The sequence below is a fragment of the Brakhagea slesvicensis genome (genome assembly GCF_052161625.1).
GTDB lineage: Bacteria > Planctomycetota > Planctomycetia > Pirellulales > Pirellulaceae > JBKCUI01.
In genome coordinates, this window is sequence record NZ_CP197412.1 from 4357499 (window position 1) to 4377615 (window position 20117).

17 protein-coding genes are annotated in these 20117 nt (G+C 54.3%); 9 read left to right on the plus strand and 8 right to left on the minus strand.

Translation table 11 applies throughout. The features are described 5' to 3' along the window. The first annotated feature begins 99 nt into the window (after positions 1-99). Both SH467x_RS16505 and SH467x_RS16510 read left to right on the plus strand, forming a co-directional pair. Positions 100-717: a TetR/AcrR family transcriptional regulator gene (locus SH467x_RS16505; RefSeq protein ID WP_482368205.1), complete on the plus strand. Its 618-nt coding sequence runs from the start codon at positions 100-102 to the stop codon at positions 715-717. 96 nt (positions 718-813) lie between these two features. After that, entirely contained in the window at positions 814-1641 is an 828-nt protein-coding gene (locus tag SH467x_RS16510) for an LOG family protein (RefSeq protein WP_482368206.1), read from the plus strand. A 9-nt stretch (positions 1642-1650) separates the two neighbouring features. On the opposite strand, the gene pheT is transcribed toward SH467x_RS16510, so the two are convergent. From pheT to rpmI, 4 genes are all read right to left on the minus strand, one after another. Beyond that, positions 1651-3681 carry a phenylalanine--tRNA ligase subunit beta gene (gene pheT, locus SH467x_RS16515; RefSeq protein ID WP_482368207.1) on the minus strand — a complete coding sequence of 677 codons (2031 nt, stop codon included), beginning with the start codon at positions 3679-3681 and terminating at the stop codon, positions 1651-1653. 29 nt (positions 3682-3710) lie between these two features. After that, positions 3711-4745, minus strand: coding sequence for a phenylalanine--tRNA ligase subunit alpha (gene pheS, locus SH467x_RS16520; protein WP_482368208.1), 1035 nt, complete (start codon positions 4743-4745; stop codon positions 3711-3713). A gap of 187 nt (positions 4746-4932) precedes the next feature. Continuing rightward, entirely contained in the window at positions 4933-5292 is a 360-nt protein-coding gene (rplT, locus tag SH467x_RS16525) for a 50S ribosomal protein L20 (protein WP_482368209.1), read from the minus strand. A 200-nt stretch (positions 5293-5492) separates the two neighbouring features. Beyond that, a complete protein-coding gene (rpmI, locus tag SH467x_RS16530; protein ID WP_409994262.1) occupies positions 5493-5696 on the minus strand; it encodes a 50S ribosomal protein L35 in 204 nt (67 codons plus the stop codon). Between the two features lie 256 nt (positions 5697-5952). On the opposite strand from rpmI, the gene SH467x_RS16535 reads away from it, so the two are divergent. The 4 genes from SH467x_RS16535 to ruvA all read left to right on the plus strand — a co-directional run bounded on the left by SH467x_RS16535 (position 5953) and on the right by ruvA (position 10950). Next, complete coding sequence (locus SH467x_RS16535; RefSeq protein WP_482368210.1) at positions 5953-8040, plus strand: carboxy terminal-processing peptidase; 2088 nt, start codon at positions 5953-5955, stop codon at positions 8038-8040. 137 nt (positions 8041-8177) lie between these two features. After that, complete coding sequence (locus SH467x_RS16540; RefSeq protein WP_482368211.1) at positions 8178-9761, plus strand: outer membrane protein assembly factor BamB family protein; 1584 nt, start codon at positions 8178-8180, stop codon at positions 9759-9761. Continuing rightward, positions 9758-10318: a crossover junction endodeoxyribonuclease RuvC gene (gene ruvC / locus SH467x_RS16545; protein WP_482368212.1), complete on the plus strand. Its 561-nt coding sequence runs from the start codon at positions 9758-9760 to the stop codon at positions 10316-10318. The genes SH467x_RS16540 and ruvC overlap by 4 nt, the downstream gene beginning before the upstream one ends. After that, the gene (gene ruvA / locus SH467x_RS16550) at positions 10315-10950 is read left to right on the plus strand and encodes a Holliday junction branch migration protein RuvA (RefSeq protein ID WP_482368213.1); all 636 of its coding nucleotides are present in this window, start codon (positions 10315-10317) and stop codon (positions 10948-10950) included. The genes ruvC and ruvA overlap by 4 nt, the downstream gene beginning before the upstream one ends. 50 nt (positions 10951-11000) lie before the next feature. Here the strand turns inward: ruvA and dnaX are convergent, their stop codons facing one another. Further along, positions 11001-13016 carry a DNA polymerase III subunit gamma/tau gene (gene dnaX / locus SH467x_RS16555; RefSeq protein WP_482368214.1) on the minus strand — a complete coding sequence of 672 codons (2016 nt, stop codon included), beginning with the start codon at positions 13014-13016 and terminating at the stop codon, positions 11001-11003. 105 nt (positions 13017-13121) lie between these two features. Here dnaX and SH467x_RS16560 point away from each other — a divergent pair, with 105 nt between their 5' ends. Together SH467x_RS16560 and SH467x_RS16565 are read left to right on the plus strand one after the other, a co-directional pair. Then, a complete protein-coding gene (locus tag SH467x_RS16560; protein WP_482368215.1) occupies positions 13122-14495 on the plus strand; it encodes a DUF6265 family protein in 1374 nt (457 codons plus the stop codon). 149 nt (positions 14496-14644) lie between these two features. Beyond that, positions 14645-16072 carry a hypothetical protein gene (locus SH467x_RS16565; protein WP_482368216.1) on the plus strand — a complete coding sequence of 476 codons (1428 nt, stop codon included), beginning with the start codon at positions 14645-14647 and terminating at the stop codon, positions 16070-16072. A gap of 3 nt (positions 16073-16075) precedes the next feature. Here the strand turns inward: SH467x_RS16565 and SH467x_RS16570 are convergent, their stop codons facing one another. Continuing rightward, positions 16076-17020, minus strand: coding sequence for an SMP-30/gluconolactonase/LRE family protein (locus tag SH467x_RS16570; RefSeq protein ID WP_482368217.1), 945 nt, complete (start codon positions 17018-17020; stop codon positions 16076-16078). Between SH467x_RS16570 and SH467x_RS16575 the strand changes: the two genes are divergently transcribed. Then, entirely contained in the window at positions 17011-17367 is a 357-nt protein-coding gene (locus SH467x_RS16575; RefSeq protein ID WP_482368218.1) for a hypothetical protein, read from the plus strand. The genes SH467x_RS16570 and SH467x_RS16575 overlap by 10 nt on opposite strands. 804 nt (positions 17368-18171) lie before the next feature. Here SH467x_RS16575 and SH467x_RS16580 read toward each other — a convergent pair. Together SH467x_RS16580 and lpxD are read right to left on the minus strand one after the other, a co-directional pair. Further along, positions 18172-19023 (minus strand): LpxI family protein, encoded by an 852-nt coding sequence (locus tag SH467x_RS16580; protein WP_482368219.1) that lies wholly within the window; start codon positions 19021-19023, stop codon positions 18172-18174. Continuing rightward, entirely contained in the window at positions 19016-20095 is a 1080-nt protein-coding gene (gene lpxD, locus SH467x_RS16585; RefSeq protein WP_482368220.1) for a UDP-3-O-(3-hydroxymyristoyl)glucosamine N-acyltransferase, read from the minus strand. The genes SH467x_RS16580 and lpxD overlap by 8 nt, the downstream gene beginning before the upstream one ends. Between the last annotated feature and the right edge of the window lie 22 nt (positions 20096-20117).

Genomic DNA, 20117 nt, shown 5'->3' on the forward strand with positions numbered 1-20117 from the left:
TGGGGCGGTTACGAAGTCAAGCCCCCTCGGCTACAACATGGTCCTTCGCGGGATGGCCAACTTGAAAAAAGCTTTGTGATAGGAAGGGATCTTGGAGCGATGCAAACCGGTGAACGGCTAACCGACCGTAAACGAGTCGATATCCTCTCCGCCGCTGTTTCCTGTTTCAGTGAAATGGGTTTCGACAACACCAGCATGGATTTGATCGCACAGCAAGCGGGCGTTTCCAAGCGAACGGTTTACAACCATTTCCCTAGCAAAGATCGCCTTTTCGAGGCGATTGTGTTGCAGTTGAAGGATCATGCTGCCCGCGCGGTTCCTCTCCACTACCGGTCGGAGGAGACGCTGGAACAACAGCTTGAACCCTTCTGCCTTGGCGTGATCGAATTTCACTGCCATCCGGATTCTCGGGTCCTCGGGAGAATCCTCATTTCCCGATTTATCCGCAATCCACAACTCGGGCATGAAATGTTCGGCAACACAAAAATTTTTGAAAATCTTCTCGTTCAATGGCTCCAATCGGCTCAGCGCGAGAAGCGGATCTTGGATGGCGATGCGACTTTTGCCTCGAAACAATTGTTGATGCTGGTCGAAGGTTTCTGTGTTTGGCCTCAACTCATCCTCAATGCCGCAAACCCGTCCAAACCGCAAAAGAAGAAAATCGCGAACGCGGCCGTCAAGATGTTTCTCCAGACCTACCGCGCACCATCCCGATAGCCATTGGCCAAGCTACAGTGAAGCAACTGGCTTCACGAACCACGCACCGTTTCCCCCAGCCCTAATCTGCCCCCAGCCCCGATCTCATTCGATACCATGCGTACGATCCCAATCCCCACAGGGGATGTTTCTGAACCGCCCGATGCCTCCGCGAAAGAGTTCGCAGACGAACGGCGGTTTCTCCAAGGACCCAGCAGTCGAAGAGCCGAGCTGTTTCGAGTGTTTAAGATCTTTCGGGAGATCATTCGTGGCTTTCGCTATCTCCACTTCGTGGGCCCATGCGTGACAGTATTCGGCTCTGCACGCTTTCCCGAGCATCATCGCTATTACACGCAGGCACGCGAAATTGGCGCCGCTCTTGCACGCGCTGGATTCACGGTCATGACCGGTGGTGGTCCTGGAGTGATGGAGGCAGCCAATCGCGGAGCCAAGGATGTGCAAGGTCGAAGTGTGGGGTGCAATATCCAGCTTCCTCACGAACAGCATCCGAATCCCTACCTCGATCTCTTTGTCGAATTCGATTACTTCTTCATCCGCAAACTGATGCTGGCCAAATACTCCTATGCCTTCGTCGCCTGCCCGGGCGGGTTTGGTACGCTCGATGAACTCTTCGAGATCGCCACGTTGGTGCAGACCTCCAAAGTCAAAGCGTTTCCTATCATTCTCGCGGGCGTCGAGTACTGGACCCCGATGCTGGATTTCTTAAGGCAGACCATGCTCGCCAACGGCACGATCGATGCAGCGGACATTGACCGCTTCATTATCACCGATTCGGCCCAAGAGATCGCGGATCGCATCAGCCATTCCGCTCGGACTACCTTCGGTCTGGAACACGGTGTTCCGCGACCTCGTTGGTGGCTGGGTGAAACCGATCCGATTGCCTACGCACGGAAACTAAAACCTATCGCTGTACCGAGGTCTTGAGGGGGCTCGTTACGCGAGAAGCGAGGCACCAAACTGTTCCTTGCAACGGCCCACAACCCGCTGAATCACTTCGTCGGCCTGTTGACTGGTCAGCGTTTCCGTCGCGCTTTGCAGTTGAAGACTGAACAGAATCCGCTTCTTTCCCTCGCCGTCTTTCTTCGTGTCGCGATAAACCTCTTGGAACGCAATCCCGATACACAATGGCCCCGCTGCATCTCGAACTGCTTGTTCGAGCTCTAACCATCGCAAGGGTTCGTCGACGATCAGATTCAAGTCTCGGTCGACCGCAGGGAATGGTACAATCCCTTGCAATCGAGGGACTTCCCTGGCCCGAGTCAAAAGCCGATCCAGGTTCAACTCGCCCACTCCCACCGCAGCATCAAGCTTCATTCCGTCTGCAATCGATCGCGAAACGATGCCCGCCCAAGCAAGTGCATGTCCGTCCAGCGTCCACTGCACGCCCGATTCTGATTGAAGGTAGGGCCATGAAACCACTTCCTTTTGAATTTCCTTTTCGAACAAATCCCAGCCGCAGACTCGTCCAATCACCTCTTCGAATAGACCGACCACCTCTCGCAGATCCTCTCCACCGAGTACACCCAAATGGAATTGTTCCTTGGGTAGGCCCGAAGTCACTGGCAAGTAAACGTTTGAGGTTTCAAATAGGTGCACGTCTTTGTTCGATTGCTGCTGATTGTGGAGTCGCGACCCCAGCAAACTAGGAATCAGCGATCGGCGTAGGTGGCTGGCACCCTCCAGCAATGGCACCGCGGTCGACAGAGGAGGAATCTCCGTCCAAGGAGAGATGGTGGATGCTGGCGATTTGGAGATCAAACTCGGGGTCATCGCCTCGGAAAATCCGAATCCGCAACAGACGTTTCGAACGGTTTGCATCATCGTGTCTTTGGGGCGGCGAGCGCTCGCTACCATCGGAACAACAGCATCCTCCGGAATCTTGTCGTAGCCATAGATCCGAGCGATCTCTTCGATCAAATCGATCTCCCGAGTCAGATCCATTCGGTATGAAGGAGGCAAGACCGTGGCTGTCCCATGGGACTCACTGCTGAGGACTGAGCACCCCAGTCGCTTGAGAATGTCGAGGGATGTTGTCCACGGTACCTCGATCCCTAGCACCTTCGCGATGCGGTGGGTTCGAAGAGTGACTTCGGGAGCAACGCGGGGTTGGAGTCCCGTGTCGACCGAACCCGATTGCAGGTTACCCCCCGCGAGCTTCAAAATGAGCTCGCAGCAACGCTTCGATGCCCATTCAAGTTGCTCCGCATCGATACGTCGTTCGTATCGATGGGATGCAGGAGAATGAAGCTTGAGTTTGCGAGCCGTTCGTCGAATGGCCATCGGAACGAAATCGGCGGCTTCGAGCAACACGTACACCGTTTGGTCGGTGACTTCGCTATCGACGCCACCCATGACGCCCCCCAGCGCGACAGGCCGCTCGCTGTCGGCGATCACGACCATATCCGGATCCAGGGGATAGGTTTTGTGATCGATTGCAACGAAGGTCTCTTTGGGCTCGGCCCTGCGAATGATGATTTGCCCGCCCCGAATTTGCGCGAAGTCGAACGCATGTAGAGGCTGGCCACATTCAAACATGACGTAGTTGGTCGCATCGACGACGTTGTTGATCGACTTGACGCCGATGGCCCGGAGACGCTTCTGCAGCCATTCGGGGCTAGGGCCAACTTTCACTCCCTTGATCAATCGACCGATGTACCTGGGGCAGCCTTCGGGGAATCGATTGGTAATGCGCAAGTGTGCCGAGACGGCACTACCGCTTTCGGTTGGGTTCGGTTGGGGAATGCGGAGCGTCTGCGAAAGAAGCACAGCCGCCTCCCTGGCGATTCCAATGTGCCCTAGGCAGTCACCTCGATTGCTCGTCACTTCCAAGTCGATCACGGGGACACCGTCGACCACTTCCGTGCTTTCGTGATTCAATCCTGTCAATGCCCATCGCGTTGCCATCTCATCGTGTCCAACAGTGAGATCAACGTAGTCCGACAACCATTCCCAAGAAACCAACATGGCGAATTCACTTTTCTCAAAAAGACGATCTACGACGCGAACTGACGAAGGAAACGGACGTCGCTTCGGTACAAATCGCGAATGTCGGTAATTCCGAAACGACGCATGCAGAGCCGTTCCACTCCCAGTCCAAAGGCAAAGCCAGAGTACTGCTCGGAATCAATGTTCAAGTGCGCGAATACATTGGGGTCGACCATCCCAGCCCCTCCGAATTCAATCCATTGCCCGTTCCACCAGTAATCCACTTCCACGCTTGGTTCGGTGAAGGGAAAGAAGGATGGTCGGAATCGAACGTTGACGTCGCTACCCAGGTAGCTCGTCGCGAAAAGCCTCAGCACACTCTTAAGCTGGGCCATGGTCACATGTTTGTCGACCCACAAGCCTTCCATTTGATGGAACATGGGGAAGTGGGTCGCGTCTGGTGCGTCCGGTCGATAGACCCGCCCGAGGGAGATAATGCGCATGGGTAGCGGCTGGCTCTCCATCACGCGGATCTGAACCGTGCTCGTTTGGCTTCGAAGCAACATGGCATCGTGGTCCGAGGCCGCTTGCTTGTTGGCGGTCGCCAAATAAAAGTTGTCGAGGGGATCGCGAGCTGGGTGATCCTCAGGGATGTTGAGGGCGACGAAGTTGTGCCAGGTGTCTTCGATCTCGGGCCCTTCCGTAACCGAAAAGCCCAATCGTCCCATGATCTCCTTCAGGTGCTCAATCGTTTGCGTGATCGGATGCAATTGTCCCAGCCGAGGCCGCAGGCCTGGTAGGGTTGCGTCCAGTTTGGGACCTGACGGCTTCGTGCTCGCACCCCCTCCTAGCCCTGCCGCAGCGGCTTCCAAAGCCGATTGGATTAGATCGCGCACTTCATTGAATCGCTTGCCCGCCGCCGGTTTGTCGGGGACTTCCACGGAAGCAAGAAGCTTTTGGACGCTTTTGAGAGCGCCGTTCTTTGCCCCCACAAACTTCACGCGCAGAGCTTCTAACGTCTCTGTGCTATCGACCGATGCAAGACTTTGGGTGGCATCCTCGACCAACTCATCCAAGGCTGCCATGAAACGACTCAACGACATAACTCGCTCCAGTTTGGAGATCGCCGATGACAAAAATCAAGGATCAGAAATAGATGCTGACCCAAAAAACAAACGGCCCACACAGGGGCCGTTTCTTGAATCTACTTTGGCACCAAACGGCTATCGCTCGGGAAACAGGAGTCGAAACAACCTGCGTCGCGGGATGGCAGTCGAGCAAGCTTGCCTGCTAGCTGATGCCAAGAGCCTTCTTGGCGGCCGATACGACCACAGCAAAGCCTGCTGGATCGTGGATCGCCATGTCCGAAAGAATCTTTCGATCCAGCTCGATGTTCGCCTTGTTCAAGCCATCGATCAGCTGGCTATATCGCAGATCGTGCATTCGAGCGGCAGCATTCAAACGAATGATCCAGAGCCGACGGAAGTCACGTCGTTTGCGGCGGCGATCTCGGTACGCAAACTTGCCAGCTCGATAAAGCGTTTCCTTCGCTGTTCGGTAAAGCCTGCGGCGACCGCCGACGTAACCCTCTGCTCGTTGGAATAAACGTCGCTTCGCCTGCCTACGAGCAGAACCTTTTCTTGTTCTCATTTTTATGCAACTCGGTTGCTAAAGTGCCTCAGGTCAACGCAAACGTCTGAGCTATTCTCAGCTTCGGCGGCCCGTCGCGACGGTCTGCGTTCGTTAATACCCAAACACCAGGATTGGAAATGGGGCCTTGGATTTACTGGATTGCAAGGAAAATCAGAGGACTTGCCGCATCGCGGTTTTGTCCACAATCCGACGAGATACTAGTAGCTGTATCCCCGGAGAGCTTCCTGAATTGCCTTCTCGAATTGAGGCTCGAGAACCTTCGTCCCTCGCAATTGGCGAATCTTCTTGGCCGATTTGCTGATCGCCAAGTGGCTGGTTCCAGCCTTGCGGTGCTTGGCCTTTCCGTTCGCGGAAAGACGGAATCGCTTGCGTGTGGACTTGTGTGTTTTTTGTTTTGTCATGATTGTGTCGTCCTTCGGATTTTCGAGGGCCCAGAGTTTAACGAGGCTCCAAAAATCGTCCAAGGGTAAAGGGATGCCAAAAATGGCGATTTCAACAAGTTTTCCGGAAGTTTCTGGCAGCTGCCCGGATTTTTCCCCCTGTTTATCCATGTTGCTTTGAGGGTGCCCATCTCCTACTATGCACTACAAGATGAGGACACAAATCCTACCCGTCCTCTCTAAACTACCTACCATGGACTCCCCGGGGCGAAGAAGAATGCGCAAGCAAGCGGACTGGAAGGCACGGATTTTGGCAAGGGCGACGATCGCTGGGTTGCTGGTCAGTGGGACTTGTTTTTCGGTCCCCGCGATCTCTGTCGCGGATGAATTGCCGAGGGTCGCGGCCGTGGAGGAACCGCCAGCAAACACCGCCATGATCGTTCGCATGGTGAAGGGACTAGTGGAGAATGAGCATATTTCCCACCCCCAATTCAACGACGAAATGTCGATCCGCGGATTCGACTTGTTCCTCCGCAACGTCGATCCTCTCAAGATGTATTTCACCCAACCCGACATCGACGAATTCTTAGTCTATCGGGACAAATTGGATGATTTGATTCGCGTCAACAACGTCGCATTTGCTTACAAAGTTTACAAGCGTTATCTGACTCGACTGGATGAGATGATGCCTTACATCCACGAGCAGATTGACGCCGACCACGACTTCAACGTCGACGAATCGATTCTTGCCGATGCCAAAGAAATTCCTTGGGCAGCCAATGAGGCCGAGCTGAAGGATCGCGTTCGCAAAACGATCAAACTCAACATCTTGTCCCTCAAGGCGGACGACAAGACGCTCGAACAAGCCCGCGAGACTCTGCACAAACGTTATCGCACGCTCTATTTGGCCAAATCGCAAACCGATGTCGACGAACTGTTGGAAGTCTACCTGACCTCCCTCACCAACGCCTTGGATCCCCACACCACCTATATGTCGCCGCGCGAACAAGAGGACTTCGGGGTTCACCTGAAACTCGAGTTCACAGGCATCGGTGCAACTCTTCGTCCCGACGATGGTCAAACGGTTGTTGAGAATATTGTCACGGGTGGGGCCGCAGATCGGGACGGCCGACTCAAAGTAGGCGATCACATCGTCGGAGTCTCCCAAGACGAAAGCTCACCGGTTGTCGAAACCTCGGACATGAAGCTGCAAGATGTCGTCTCGTTGATTCGTGGCCCGAAAGGAACACGCGTCCGTCTACACGTGAAATCCAACGGTACGGGCGCAACGCAAATTTACGAGATCACTCGCGATTTGATCAAACTCGAAGACGAGGCTGCCCGCGGAGAGATCATCGAACACGGAATGCGTCCCGATGGTGGGAAATATCGGATCGGCTATATCAACCTTCCGAGCTTCTATCTCGATATGGATGCCGCTCGTCGAAATGTTCGAAACTATCGAAGCACGCGCCGCGACTTAACCAACATCATCAATGACTTCAAGCAAAAGGGAATCGACGCAATCGTTCTCGACTTGAGCAAGAACGGTGGCGGTTCCCTTCAAGAAGCTATCGCCGTCACGGGCTTGTTTATCGAACGAGGTCCCGTTGTTCAAGTGAAGTCCCCCGGTGGCGACGTCGAATCGCTTGATGACACCGATAGCAGCATGATCTGGACGGGCCCCCTCGTGGTAAAGATCAGTCAAATGAGTGCCAGCGCTAGCGAAATCTTCGCTGGAGCAATCCAAGACTATGATCGTGGTTTGATCGTCGGTGATCCTAAGACGCACGGAAAGGGGACGGTTCAAACGCTCCGAGACCTGGCGCAAGAGTGGAGCATCGGCGGCTCGAAATCCTACGGAGGATTGAAACTCACCATTCAGCAGTTCTACCTCCCCAACGGGAAATCAACCCAGCTTGACGGTGTAGCGTCGGATGTGGTCCTCCCATCGATCACTGCAAAGCTCGATATATCCGAGTCGGATCTGGATTACCCTCTCCCCGCAGACAAGGTCGCTGCAAAGGTTCACAAGCATTACAAGATGACCGACCCGGCGATGAAGGTCGCGTTGCAGAACGCTGCCAACGATCGAATCGCGAAGAACCCTGAGTTCGAAAAGCTTCTCGGTCGTATCGATTCCTATGTCCGACAAAAAGAAGAAAAGACTATCTCCTTGAAAGAGTCGGATTACATGGCTCGACGCAAAGAACTGAACTCCGAAAAGGTGGAAGAGGAGCAGATCATTGCGAAGGAAGAGAAAGGGAAGATCTTCTACAAGAACTTCTACAACGAAGAGGTTCTCAACGTCACGCAGGATTATGTCGATGCGCTCCGTCGCAACAACAAGATCGTAGCCAAGTAAATCGCGGGAGCTTCACCCGCAGGCCATTCGGTCCCAACGGTTCCTACAGCGAAAGAGCCACAGCGAACGAGGCTATGATCGAAACTGCTCCCAGAACTTCTGTATCGAAGAAAACTCCTATCTCGATTTGGATCGGGATGGGAGTTTTGCTTTTGGTGCCGGTCGCGAGATGGGCTCTTGAGGAAATCGATCATCAATATGCCAATATCGCGACCGCATTGTTGGTAGCGATTGGACTGCTCGCTCTCACGATAGGAGTCCTGAGACGGCTGCCGAGGATCGTAACGATCGTCTACTCGGTGTCGGTGATCTTGGCAATCGCCTTGTTCTTCCGTTTTTTCGAGTTCCGAGGCTTTACCGGAGAACTTGTCCCAACGTTCCGATGGCGCGCTCAGTCCACCCCATCCGACCAGATAAGTTTCAATCAGAACGATCGCGAAGATGAGATTGAGCGACTGAAGCCTTGGACCGCTCAAGCTCGCTTCACCCAGTTTCTCGGGAACGATCGCAACGGGGAGATCCAATCCGCCTCCATCGATCTGGATTGGCATGCAAAAGATCCTACCCCATTGTGGCGAGTCCAAGTGAGCGATGGTTGGTCGGGAATCACTGTCGGGGACGGAATGGTCTGGACGCTACTCCAAGACAAAACAGAGGAGTCCGTCGTCGGCTACGAGCTCGCAACCGGGCGGGAAATGTGGCGGACCGGGTTTCCTGGTCGACATACGGAACCCATGGGGGGGACCGGTCCTCGCTCTACGCCGACTTGGAAAGACGGTAAGCTTTGGATTCAAACCGCCGTAGGCATCGCTGCGTGTTTGGACGCATCGCGAGGAACGATTCAGTGGCAGAAAGACTTGCTTCGAGAGGGATTCGCCGATCAAGCTGAATCGGAGCAGGCCATCAAATGGGGGCGCAGTGGTTCTCCTTTGCTGGTGAACTCTTCGGGGCAACTTTTGGTCATCTACCCATTAGGAGGTAAGCTCGGCTCCAATCAGTCGGCATCGCTCATCGCGATGGATGCTCAATCAGGGGAAGTGAAGTGGAAAGGGGGAACTGCTCAGATCGCGTACGGATCTCCCGTGTTGATGAAACTCGCAGGCGTCGAGCAAATCGTCGCAATTCACGAAGGTACCGTTGCAGGGTATGCAGTAGAGACGGGAGAAGTTCTCTGGAGTTCGCCGTGGCCAAGCCATTCCAACGCGGACGCCTGTTCTTCCTCGCCTGTCGCTTGCGCGTCCGATCGAATCCTGCTCGGGAAAGGCTATGCGGCAGGTTCCAAATTGATTCGCATTCGCAAGTCCGAAACCGACGACCCACCGTCTTGGTCAGCCGAGGATGTTTGGGCCAACCATCGCATTTTGAAAACGAAGCTTACCAATGCCATTTATCACTCCGATCGTTTGTTCGCTTTGAGCGATGGTATACTCGAGTGCGTCGAACCCGATACGGGCAAGAGGATTTGGCGTGGAGGGAGGTATGGGCAAGGTCAATTGCTGATTGTTAACAACACGCTGCTGGTGACCTCCGAGGATGGGCGATTGATCCTCGTCGAACCGGATCAAGGCAAGGAGCTGAATGCGATCGATGTTCTCGATGGAGTCACATGGAACTATCCAGCGGTCGCGGGACCATTCATTCTGATGCGTAATGGATCCGAAATGGTTTGCTTATTCTCTCCCTCGGAGGAAAGCTCCCAACCAAGGTCGGTGCAGCCATGAGTTCAGCGCCATCAACGACGGGGCAGGAACTGCGATCCGAAACGTCGTATATCCTGGGTATCGATCCAGGACTCGCATTGACCGGCTATGGTGTCATTCTCTGGACACCGGGGCGACCAAAGTTGATCGAGGCGGGTGTGATTCGTGTCTCGAGAAACCAATCGATGTCGAAACGACTTCTCGAGCTGCACTCCGGAATCGCAGAAGTCATCGAGAGCTATCCAATTGTTGCGGTTGCGATCGAGCAACTCTATTCGCATTACGCGAGGCCTCGGACGGCAATCCTGATGGGGCACGCTCGCGGAGTGTTAACTCTCGCAGCCGCCCAGAAAGGTATTTCCGTCCACTCTTACGAACCGACGAAGGTTAAGAAACTTTTGACTGGCAACGGTCGTGCGCCCAAAGATCAAATGCAACGGGCAATTCAAATGCAATTTCAATTGAAAGCGCCACCGGATCCGCCCGACGTGGCAGATGCTCTCGCCATCGCGCTGTGCCATTACTATGCTCAAGGCCCCATGGCAGCGATCGTCACCAAGAGCAGGAAAACCAAGTGATCACGAAAATAACCGGCCAGTTGTTGAGCCTTTCGAACGACACCGCGACCCTCCATATACCACCGTTCGAATACGAAGTCTCCATCCCTGAATACACCCGCAGGCACTTGCAGGCCGATTTGGGAAAATCGATTTCCCTCCATACCTTGCACTACATCGACGGTAACGCGGCCCAGGGGTCGCGTCTCACTCCAAAATTGGTAGGTTTTTTATCCACGATTGAACGGGACTTTTTTGAGCTCTTTTGTTCGGTCGATGGGGTTGGGGCTAAGAAAGCCCTTCGCGCTATGGTTCGCCCCGTGCAAGACACGGCGATCATGATCGAGCAGCAAGATGCCAAGGGACTCTCCACCTTGCCCGGGATTGGGGCGGCAACAGCCGAGAAAATCATCGCAACCCTTCGTCGCAAAATGCCTCGCTTCGCTCTTTTGGTCCGCCGAGAAATGCCCAATGCGGAAGTGCAAACGCCTGGTGTTGTGGATGAAACGTTTGCCGCATTGCTGGTGTTAGGACACGGTGAAGCCGATGCGCGTCGGTTGATCGAACAAGCTCTTGCGACTGGCCAGAAATTCAAAGACACCGAGACCATGATTCAAGCCATCTACCAACGCCAGGCAAACTCTCCGAAATGAGCTTGCTACCCGTAGCGCATTCTTGTTCGCCACTCTCTTAATAACACAGACTATTCGTCGGTTTCGGCGAGTAGTTCGCTGGGCTCGGATGTGCTCGACAATGCGACAACCGGACGGATCGATTGGGCCGGATCGACCCGAACGATTTGCCCGTCGAACATTTCGACAAATTGCTGGACGATTGGGTTATTCATCGCTTTGCGAATCAGTTGGGACTGGGGAACGCTCGGTCGGTATTCCTCGACGATGGGTGCCGGCGCCTTGGTCTCGACGTGCGGAGCCGGTTCATCGGTCAAAGTGAATTCGAGGATTGCTTCGACGCGGAACAAATCTGCTAGGGAGTTTGTGAGCTTCCGGGAATTTTCCACCGTTTGGAAGTAATCGATCGCGAAGCGGCCTTCCTTGGCGACGAACGCTTTCCACTTTCCTTTATCGGCCACCTGAACGCGCGTGATCATATTCACGCATTCCACAATCAATCCACCGATCGATTGCGCAGCGGTTCGCAATTGATGCAATGGAGTGTCCGTTGAATTCGTTTCGGGCGGATGCTGTGAAGTGGATTCTCCTCGGCCGATCTCTTTCGGCATTGCTACGGCTGAAGAAGAGACATTCGATGGCGTTGAGGTTGATGGCGAAGCGGAAGCGGCGACCGGATGGGCTGGTTCCGAAGTCGCCGTCGATACTTCGACTTTCGGTGGTCGTGCGGCCTCCGCTAGGGGTTCATCTTTTTTTTTTGCTTCGGCTGGTTCCGAAGCGGGAGAGAGGCTGGGCTTTTGTTGCGGGGAACTTGTTTTCGGAACAACTGGCTGCGCCGTAGTTGCAGGCTTCGGAGGTCCTGCTGGAGTCGGTGATGAAGCCATAGCGGGGGAAGAGAGAGGCCGCGGGGGAGGCAGGGGTTGTCCCGACGCAAGGGCTTTGACTAGATCGGTGAGAGCCTGCAGATCTTGGAGTTGGCAGATTTGGACAATGGCAATTTCGACGAGGACGCGGCTCTGGACGCTGTGCCTCATCTTGACAATCGTTTCGTCCAAGATCTGAATGGCGGCCATCATCGAGGCGACGCCCCATTGTTGTCCCCAGGTTCGCAATTGCTCTAGGCTGGATGGATTCGCGGTTTTGATAAGGTCGCTACCGCACCCGACCGTGACGACCATCATGTCCCTCAGATACCCAAGGAGCTGCTCGGCGATCTGCCCAACGTCGACTCCCTCTGCTGCTGCGACGTTCAATTCGTCGAGGGCTCCAGCTGCATCGCGCTGAATCATTTTGGATGCAAAGGAAGCAAGCCGCGTTTCATCAGCCGTTCCAAGCATCGCATGCACGTCGGATACAGTGATCCGATTCCCGCTGAAACTGAGCAATTGCTCCAACAGGGATTGGCTGTCACGCATGGAGCCGGCAGCTCGGCGCGCAATGATCTGCAACGCGGCCTCGTCTGCCTCGGTCCCTTCGTTCTCGCAGATGTACTGGAGCCGCCCCAAAATTTGGTCGGTATGAACGGGAGGGAAATCAAAACGCTGGCACCGGGACAATACCGTGATGGGCATCTTCTCCGGGTCCGTGGTGCAGAAAATGAACTTCACATGTCCAGGCGGTTCCTCCAGCGTCTTCAACAATGCGTTGAACGCCTGAGTTGTCAGCATGTGGACTTCGTCGATGATGTAGATCTTGTAAGGAGACCGGCTGGGGCGTACGGCGGCGTTGGCGCGCAGCTGTCGAATTTCATCGATCCCGCGATTGCTCGCACCATCGATTTCAATGACGTCCATGTCCTCACCCGAGTCGATCGCTTGCGCGATATCGGATTGAGGATCGAAATCTCCATCGGAGCTCGCGGAAGCGTTCAAGGCCTTCGCGAAAATGCGGGCGGTGCTGGTTTTTCCCACCCCGCGCGCCCCGGTAAACAGGTATGCGTGTCCGACCCGGTTCGTATGGATCGCATTGAGAAGCGCCTGGGATACCGTCGATTGCCCTACCAATTCGGAAAAGGTTTTCGGCCGGTACCTGCGTGCGACGACCGTGTATTTTTGATTTCCGGTCGTGGCATCCAAGGGAGTTTCCATGTCTTACAATGTCCAGCTGGTATTCGATCGCTTCCGGGATTGAGTATACTCCGGTTGCCCTAATGACAACAGCCTTTCCCTCCATCGCTCCAAGGTCTGACCGCTATGCATACTCTCCGATTCTCGACAAGATCTCGATCGCTCGCGCTCGGTTGGACCTGCATCGTTTGGTTGCTCGCAATGGGGTGGTTTCCTTCGCCCGTCTCGGCACAAACGAGGGCTCCCGCGGACCTCTTCGCGCGCGAGAACTTGATGGCTTGGTGCATCGTTCCCTTTGATAGTAAAAAGCGGACGCCTGCCGAGCGAGCGGAGATGCTGCAGGAACTGGGGATTCGAAAGTTCGCGTATGATTACCGCGCAGAGCATATACCCACCTTCGAGGAGGAAATCTCACAAACACGAAAACGTGGGATCGAAATCAGCGCTTGGTGGTTTCCCACCCAGCTCAACGAAGAAGCCAAACAGATCCTATCGGTCATCGCCAAGAACAAGATCCATCCTCAACTTTGGGTGATGGGAGGAGGTGACGCCAAGATGTCTTCCGAACAAGAAGCATCCTTTATCGTGTCGGAAACAAAAAGGCTTCGGCCTATTGCGGATGCCGCCGCAGAAATCGGCTGCAAAGTGGGCCTCTACAATCACGGTGGATGGTTTGGGGTACCCGAAAATATGGTGAAACTACTCCGCGCCATCGATCGCCCGAATGTGGGAATCGTTTACAACCTGCACCATGCTCACGATGAACTCGATCGGCTCCCGCAAGTCCTCGAGCTTCTCTCTCCCCACTTGCTGGCTCTTAACGTGAATGGAATGCAATCGGCCGGTGATCAAGTTGGGAAAAAGATTCTGGTGATCGGCGAAGGGGATCGCGACTTGGAGGTCTTCGCAGCCATCCAAAACTCAAAGTACCGCGGTCCGATCGGAATTCTCAATCACACGGACAACGACGCGCGGGTTCAGCTCCAAGCGAATTTGCAGGGGCTTGCAAAACTGACTGCCAAGCTCGTATCGACGAAATCGCAATCGCCCAAAGAACCCATGTGCCTCTCGCTCGCTCAAGGGGAGTCGCCCGAGCCCATCACCGCCGACGCCTTTGCATGGCTCGCCGGAAGTTGGCGAGGAAAAGGACTGGGGGGAGAATGTGTTGAAACCTGGAGCGAGCCTATTGCAGGCTCCCTCGTCGGGAGTTTTCTGTACGCGGAAGGTGACAAGACGGTGTTCAGTGAGGTCTTTACGCTATCTCCATCGGGTTCTTCCCTTACGCTGAAACTGAAGCATTTCGGAGCTGACATGGTGGGTTGGGAGGAAAAGGACAAGTTTGTGGAATTTCCGTTCGTGAAGCGAATCGACAATCGCTTTCACTTCGACGGTCTTACCTATGTCAATGTTTCCCCCACCCAAATGCAGGCAATCGTTCGCATGAAGCAAAAAGATGGAACGTCAAGAGAATTGGTTTTCGAATTCGAGCGTTCAAGATAGAGATCCAAGTCAGGGCTTGTGAGGGTTTAGAGAAATTCGAGAGAGTTTGTCGGTTATTCGGGTTCCTCTCAGGCTCACCTCGTCTTCGGGTCGATGGACTTTTCTAGATGCATCGATCCGACCCTATCGCCTCTAAATCCGAATTAGCTATGACGAAGCCAAGCATTTCCGCTTTCAACCGCCGAAACTGGATATTGGGTTGCATTGCCGTGGGAGCTACCCATGGCCGCATGGGCTTCGGCTCGGATGACACCTCTCGCGTTGGAAATCGATTTCGTGTTCGTACCGTGATCAAAACGCACGGCGAGGTCAGACTGAAAAGTCAGATCGCCGATGCGACCAGCCGGAATGGGAAGCCATCGCCTGCCAAAACGGTTCCCATGCAAGCCACGACGAATCTCGACTATGAGGAGGATGTCTTGCTCAACACTCCCCTCTCCGAAAGCAAAGCGTATCTGCGAATTGCTCAGGCCGATTCGGAGGTGCAAGTAGATCGGCACATCACCAAAACCAAATTGCGAGATACCTGCCTCGATATCGTTCGCATCTGCAACGACCAAGGGCTCTCGACCGCTTGTCTAGACAACCCGCTATTCGCGGCCGAACGAGACTTGCTGGAGCCACCCATCAATTCGATGTTCCTCGACAAGATCACCACCAAATCGAAGGTGAATATCAGTGACAAGTGGCAGATGGAAGAGGAGGCGGCATGCAGACTGCTCGGCCTCGATGCCGTCCTCGATGGCGAGATCACCGTCTGCTTGGTCGATGCAAACGACTCGACAGCTCAACTCGACCTCAAGGGAACTATCGCGGGTTCCATACGCCAAGTTGCTACGACGATTGTCTTGGAAGCCAAAGCACAAGTCGACCGAAAGTCCCATTGCGTGACCTGGTTCGCTGCCAACCTCGAAGAAACTCGCGACATCGGAGAGTACGAGCCCGGATTCAAGGTTCTTGCTCAGGTACAAGTGCGGCGAGCTCCAATCGAGGAACTCTCCAACGGCGAATCGCTCGCATCGATCGAATCCCGCATTCCGACGAAAGAGAACGCGGATTTGCTGCAATTCCAATCCGACCTAGGGTACTACCGATTCCTCGCCAATCGAAAGTGGACGACTTACCGAGATAACGGCGAAGAAGCAACTTTTCGTTACGTCATCGACAACCAACGCGTTGCTCAGTGCAATGTCACCAACATGGTGGACATGGAGCCTGGCAAGCAATTGAGCATGGAAGGTTTTGTCAGCGATGTGAAGAAGTCGCTGGAAGGCATGATGTCCGAGTTATTGGAGTCATCAGAAAGTCTCACATCCTCGAAGCTCCGCGCGATCAAAGTAACATCGCGAGGAACGGTCCAAGGTGTAGATATCGTGTGGATCCACTACCACTTGTCCAACGATAATGGCCGTCGTGCTGTCTTGGTCTTCATGCTCAATGCCGAGCAGATGGAAACATTTGCATCGGAAGATGCTCAGATCGTGAGCACGTTTGAGCTGATCGACTGGCCGAAGAAAATCGATCGCAAAGCGTTGGAAATAGCTACCGCGGAGAACTCTGAGTCCACCTCTCGGTAGCCTCTACGGCTGAAGCTTCACGACGCCGGGGAATACGTGTCCCGGTTTGGCAAGCTCGACGCTGTAGAGGCCGGTTCTGCAAGTCGCGAACAAGGTCTTGTTCCCGGGACCGCCAAATGCGCAGTTCGCAGGTTGTTCTGGCAATTGGATGATCCCCAGCAACTTCCCCTGCGGCGATACGACTTGGATCCCCAAATCAGTAGTCAAATAAAGATTGCCATCGACATCCACCGATAGACCGTCTCCACCGGAATTCGTTTTTCCAGCAGGCTGCTTGATTTCGTAAAGGACTTTGCCGCTTCCAATCTTGCCCGGCTCGAGAACTTCGTACGCCATCAATTCCTTTTGCATACTCGGCAAGACATAGAGCGTCTTTTCGTCTGGGGATAGGATGATGCCGTTCGGTGCAGTCAGTTGTTCGCCAAGCCGACTGACATTCCCGCTAGGCGATCGGTAATAGAACGATTCGACCTTTTGTGGCCAAGGTTCTGGGGCTGCGTAACGAGGGTCCGTGAAATAGATTCCTCCCTGCTTGTCGATGACCAAATCATTGCAGGCATTGAAGCGTTTGCCTTGGAATTCTCCAGAAAGGGTAGTTACCTTTTTCGACGAGGTGTCCACGGCGATGAGCTCCCCATCCATCCGGCAGGCAATCAAAGTCCCTTTGCCGTCTAGCATCAACCCATTGCATTTGCCTGAAGGTTCGAGAAAGACCTCGAGGCCGCCTATCAAATCGGTTCGGAGAATGCGGTTGTTAGGGATGTCCGTGAAGTAAAGGTATTTTTTGCCGTCGTAGGCAGGACCTTCGGTGAATTGAAAACCGTCGTGAACTTTCTTTACAGGCCCCGCGGTCGGGAAGTCCTGTGCATGGCCGTTCGATTGATTCGTTGCAAACGTACCGAGAAAGAACGCGAGGAGGTTGATGATCGATAGGAAAAATGAACGCATCGTCCGAATCTTTGAGTGAGAGGATGGAAATACAACAGCGTTCCAAGCAGCCACTGACGACTGCTTGGAACCACTTTCTAGCGACGTTGGGCATCTATTTCATGCTACATGCCGAGCCACTGCAAGCACCCGCTTCGGTGCACTCCGTGGTGGCCGGAGCGCTGCAGCATTCCGCTTTATCGGAGCAGCATGATTCTCCCTTTTCGCAGCATCCTGCCTTGTTGATGCAGCACTCGCACTCGCAAGATTCGCAGGTGCAAACACCTGTTTCGCAGCAGCAGACGCCACCCTCGCAGCATTGGGCGCAAACACACTCTGCTTTGCTAGTCGCTGTTGAACTCTTTTGATTCGCGGCATAGGTCACACCTACGACAAGAACCAACGCGGCAAAACTAGCTACAAACCAACCTAAATTCATTTTGAACATCTGTGTCATTCCTGAACAAAAACTGTGTCAATCTAAAGTAACGAAAATGCCTATCGGGTCTGCCCGATCTCAGCAATTCCATCGACACAATTCTGCAAGCCGTTCCGGGGGGCTTGCAAACCAGATGGGGGTCCCTTGGTAAGAAGCTGGAAAAGCTCCAGCAGTCAGGGCAATCGTTTCCGACATCCAGAACGAAAGAAGGATCGGAGTCCAGGGGGTGCCATCGTGCGAGAAGGTCGCTAACGGCTTGGACAAACTGCATCGGCAACCATTCTCACCCTCCCATTCGCACTCACCGACGGGGATTTTGGTGGCGTGTCGCAGGCAGCAAGAAGATTGGAAAAATCCTACCGAACAACTGCTTGCACCGGCGGTTTCGAAATGGCTCGTCGCACTCTCTTCAAATGATCTATCCTCGTGTGCTGATCCATCTTCGTGTGCACAGCAGTTTTCGGCACAACAAGCCGATCCGTCACCTGAGGTCCCCGCTTCAGAATTAGAGACCTCATTCGGAAAAGGGGAGGTTAGGACAGCCGCAAAAGAATTGGAAATCCAAGCGCGCAGGCAGCAACCGGGGTCGATACCGACTCCGATAAACAGTACTAAATAGATGGCGACAGATTTCTGAAACATCAACGACTCCTGTCATCAGTATAGGTCTCGGACCGATCTCAAGGCAACAGCAGGATCATTCCGCATCTCCCTGATTAGGCGATCGAGACGATTATTTGGCTATCGAGACGATGACGATTCCGGCTTTTTCGGCGGCCGCCAGAGTCTTCTCCCGGTCGAGCAGAATCGTTTTTCCCGCTTCGATCGCAATGGCCTTTCCGCCAGCTCGTCTCATAGTCTCGATCGTTCGAGGGCCAATGGTGGGCAGATCGAAACGCATGTCCTGTTGAGGCTTGGCGACTTTGACCAGGGAGAATCCACCGCGAGGGCACAGAGACGCCGTGCGGGTGATACAAGCGTCGGTCCCCTCGATAGCTTCCACGGCGAGTACGCTCCGATCGCGAATGGTGACGCTTTGTCCAATGTCGAGCCGCCCCATTTCCTTCGCCATTTGCCAGCCAAAGTCCATGTCCGCTTGCAGTCGCGCCGTCGGGTGTCGTCGAGTTAGCACGCCGGCTTCGGCCAAAAGCTGTGGAGCGTAATCCGTCCCGGGAATCGTTGTCATTCCTTTGCGTGCAAAGGAGTTCACAACGGCGCCCAAAAGAGAGTCGTCGGTCGTGTTCGCTCGCCGAGAGTAAAGAAGTGGAAACATAGTCTTGATGCACTCCCAGTCCGGTAAGTGACCCATCCACCCCCAACCATGAAAGAGGATGTTCTCTTTGAATAATTTCCCTGACAAGCAAACTTGCTGGACACGCTCCTTTTCGAAAAAGCGTTGCATCCCACCAAGCTTGCACACTCCTATCCATCGGGTTGCATCGGCAACCTGTTCGATATCCGGCGAAGCATGATCGCGAATGGCTGCTATCACAACGCGGCATCCTTTCTCACGCAGAGCCTTGGCCACGGAAATAGGATACTCGCCCCAACCAGCCACAATCCCGACGGTTTGCGGACTACTCATTCGACCCCGACTCACTCGATGCTGAATTCAACTTCAGTGCTTCAACTTGTTTTTCAAGCCGTTTGAGAGACTTCCTCATTTCGGGCAATCGGTTCATGGCAGCGAACAGCGTGGCTTGCTCCATTCGAGGAATCGCTGGGCTGCCGAGCAAAATTTGATCTTCGGGGGCATCGGAGGCAACGCCGCTTTGCGCGCCGACCATGGTACGCGAACCGATGTGAATATGATCCCGCAATCCAACTTGACCTGCGAGTACGACGTACTCACCTGTGGAGGAACTGCCTGCTATTCCGACTTGCGAGCAGATCAAATTGTGTTTGCCGATCGAGCAATTGTGGCCGATCATTACCAAGTTATCGATCTTGGTCCCCTCGCCGATACGCGTCGCGCCAAAGGTCCCGCGATCGATGGTGGTGTTCGCGCCGATTTCGACATCATTCTCAATCTCCACCCAGCCTAGTTGGGCGGTGGAAACGTGTTTTCCATCGACCATGCGATAACCAAATCCGTGGGCACCTAGCACACAATTGGCATGGAGCACCACCCGGTCGCCTAACACCGTACCCGGGTAAAGGACAACGCCAGGGAAGATCTGGCAATCTGCTCCGATCTTGCAACCCTCCATCACCGTGGCTCCGCGGTGGATATGGGTTCGATCTCCAATCTGCGAGTGTTCGCCCACATGAGCGTTTGCTTCAATGACGGCAGAAAGGCTCACCGCCGCTGTTTCAGCTACCACCGCCGTGGAGTGGATGCCGGTCGCAGTACGCACGATGCACGCGGGGCGAAATATCTGGCAGATCTGTGCGAAGGCTTCGTGTGGGTTCGGAACGACGATCTGGGGAATCGGACAGTTGGGAAAGGTTTGCTTGGTCACGCACGCTGCCGCGCGGGAGTTTTCCAGTCTTGGGAGATACTTCTCGTTGTCCACCAACGTGATGTGGCCGGGCTTCGCGTCCGCGAGGGGAGAGGCCCCGGTGATCAAGGGGGCGCTCGGTTGAGAGTCTTCGCTTCGCGCGAACAGTTCGCCGTGTACACGGTTTGCTAGCGTTGCAAGATCGATGGCGGTCATCGTGAAGTCCTTTTCTGTCCGA

What these genes read in the sequence shown, in the direction of transcription:
- SH467x_RS16560 (WP_482368215.1), top strand. Translation starts at nt 13,122, where the DNA reads ATGCATACTCTCCGATTCTCGACAAGATCTCGATCGCTCGCGCTCGGT.
- pheT (WP_482368207.1), bottom strand. Translation starts at nt 3,681, where the DNA reads ATGTTGGTTTCTTGGGAATGGTTGTCGGACTACGTTGATCTCACTGTT.
- rpmI (WP_409994262.1), bottom strand. Translation starts at nt 5,696, where the DNA reads ATGACAAAACAAAAAACACACAAGTCCACACGCAAGCGATTCCGTCTT.
- rplT (WP_482368209.1), bottom strand. Translation starts at nt 5,292, where the DNA reads ATGAGAACAAGAAAAGGTTCTGCTCGTAGGCAGGCGAAGCGACGTTTA.
- dnaX (WP_482368214.1), bottom strand. Translation starts at nt 13,016, where the DNA reads ATGGAAACTCCCTTGGATGCCACGACCGGAAATCAAAAATACACGGTC.
- pheS (WP_482368208.1), bottom strand. Translation starts at nt 4,745, where the DNA reads ATGTCGTTGAGTCGTTTCATGGCAGCCTTGGATGAGTTGGTCGAGGAT.
- SH467x_RS16580 (WP_482368219.1), bottom strand. Translation starts at nt 19,023, where the DNA reads ATGAGTAGTCCGCAAACCGTCGGGATTGTGGCTGGTTGGGGCGAGTAT.
- SH467x_RS16505 (WP_482368205.1), top strand. Translation starts at nt 100, where the DNA reads ATGCAAACCGGTGAACGGCTAACCGACCGTAAACGAGTCGATATCCTC.
- lpxD (WP_482368220.1), bottom strand. Translation starts at nt 20,095, where the DNA reads ATGACCGCCATCGATCTTGCAACGCTAGCAAACCGTGTACACGGCGAA.
- SH467x_RS16510 (WP_482368206.1), top strand. Translation starts at nt 814, where the DNA reads ATGCGTACGATCCCAATCCCCACAGGGGATGTTTCTGAACCGCCCGAT.
- SH467x_RS16535 (WP_482368210.1), top strand. Translation starts at nt 5,953, where the DNA reads ATGCGCAAGCAAGCGGACTGGAAGGCACGGATTTTGGCAAGGGCGACG.
- SH467x_RS16565 (WP_482368216.1), top strand. Translation starts at nt 14,645, where the DNA reads ATGACGAAGCCAAGCATTTCCGCTTTCAACCGCCGAAACTGGATATTG.
- SH467x_RS16575 (WP_482368218.1), top strand. Translation starts at nt 17,011, where the DNA reads ATGAACGCATCGTCCGAATCTTTGAGTGAGAGGATGGAAATACAACAG.
- SH467x_RS16540 (WP_482368211.1), top strand. Translation starts at nt 8,178, where the DNA reads ATGGGAGTTTTGCTTTTGGTGCCGGTCGCGAGATGGGCTCTTGAGGAA.
- SH467x_RS16570 (WP_482368217.1), bottom strand. Translation starts at nt 17,020, where the DNA reads ATGCGTTCATTTTTCCTATCGATCATCAACCTCCTCGCGTTCTTTCTC.
- ruvC (WP_482368212.1), top strand. Translation starts at nt 9,758, where the DNA reads ATGAGTTCAGCGCCATCAACGACGGGGCAGGAACTGCGATCCGAAACG.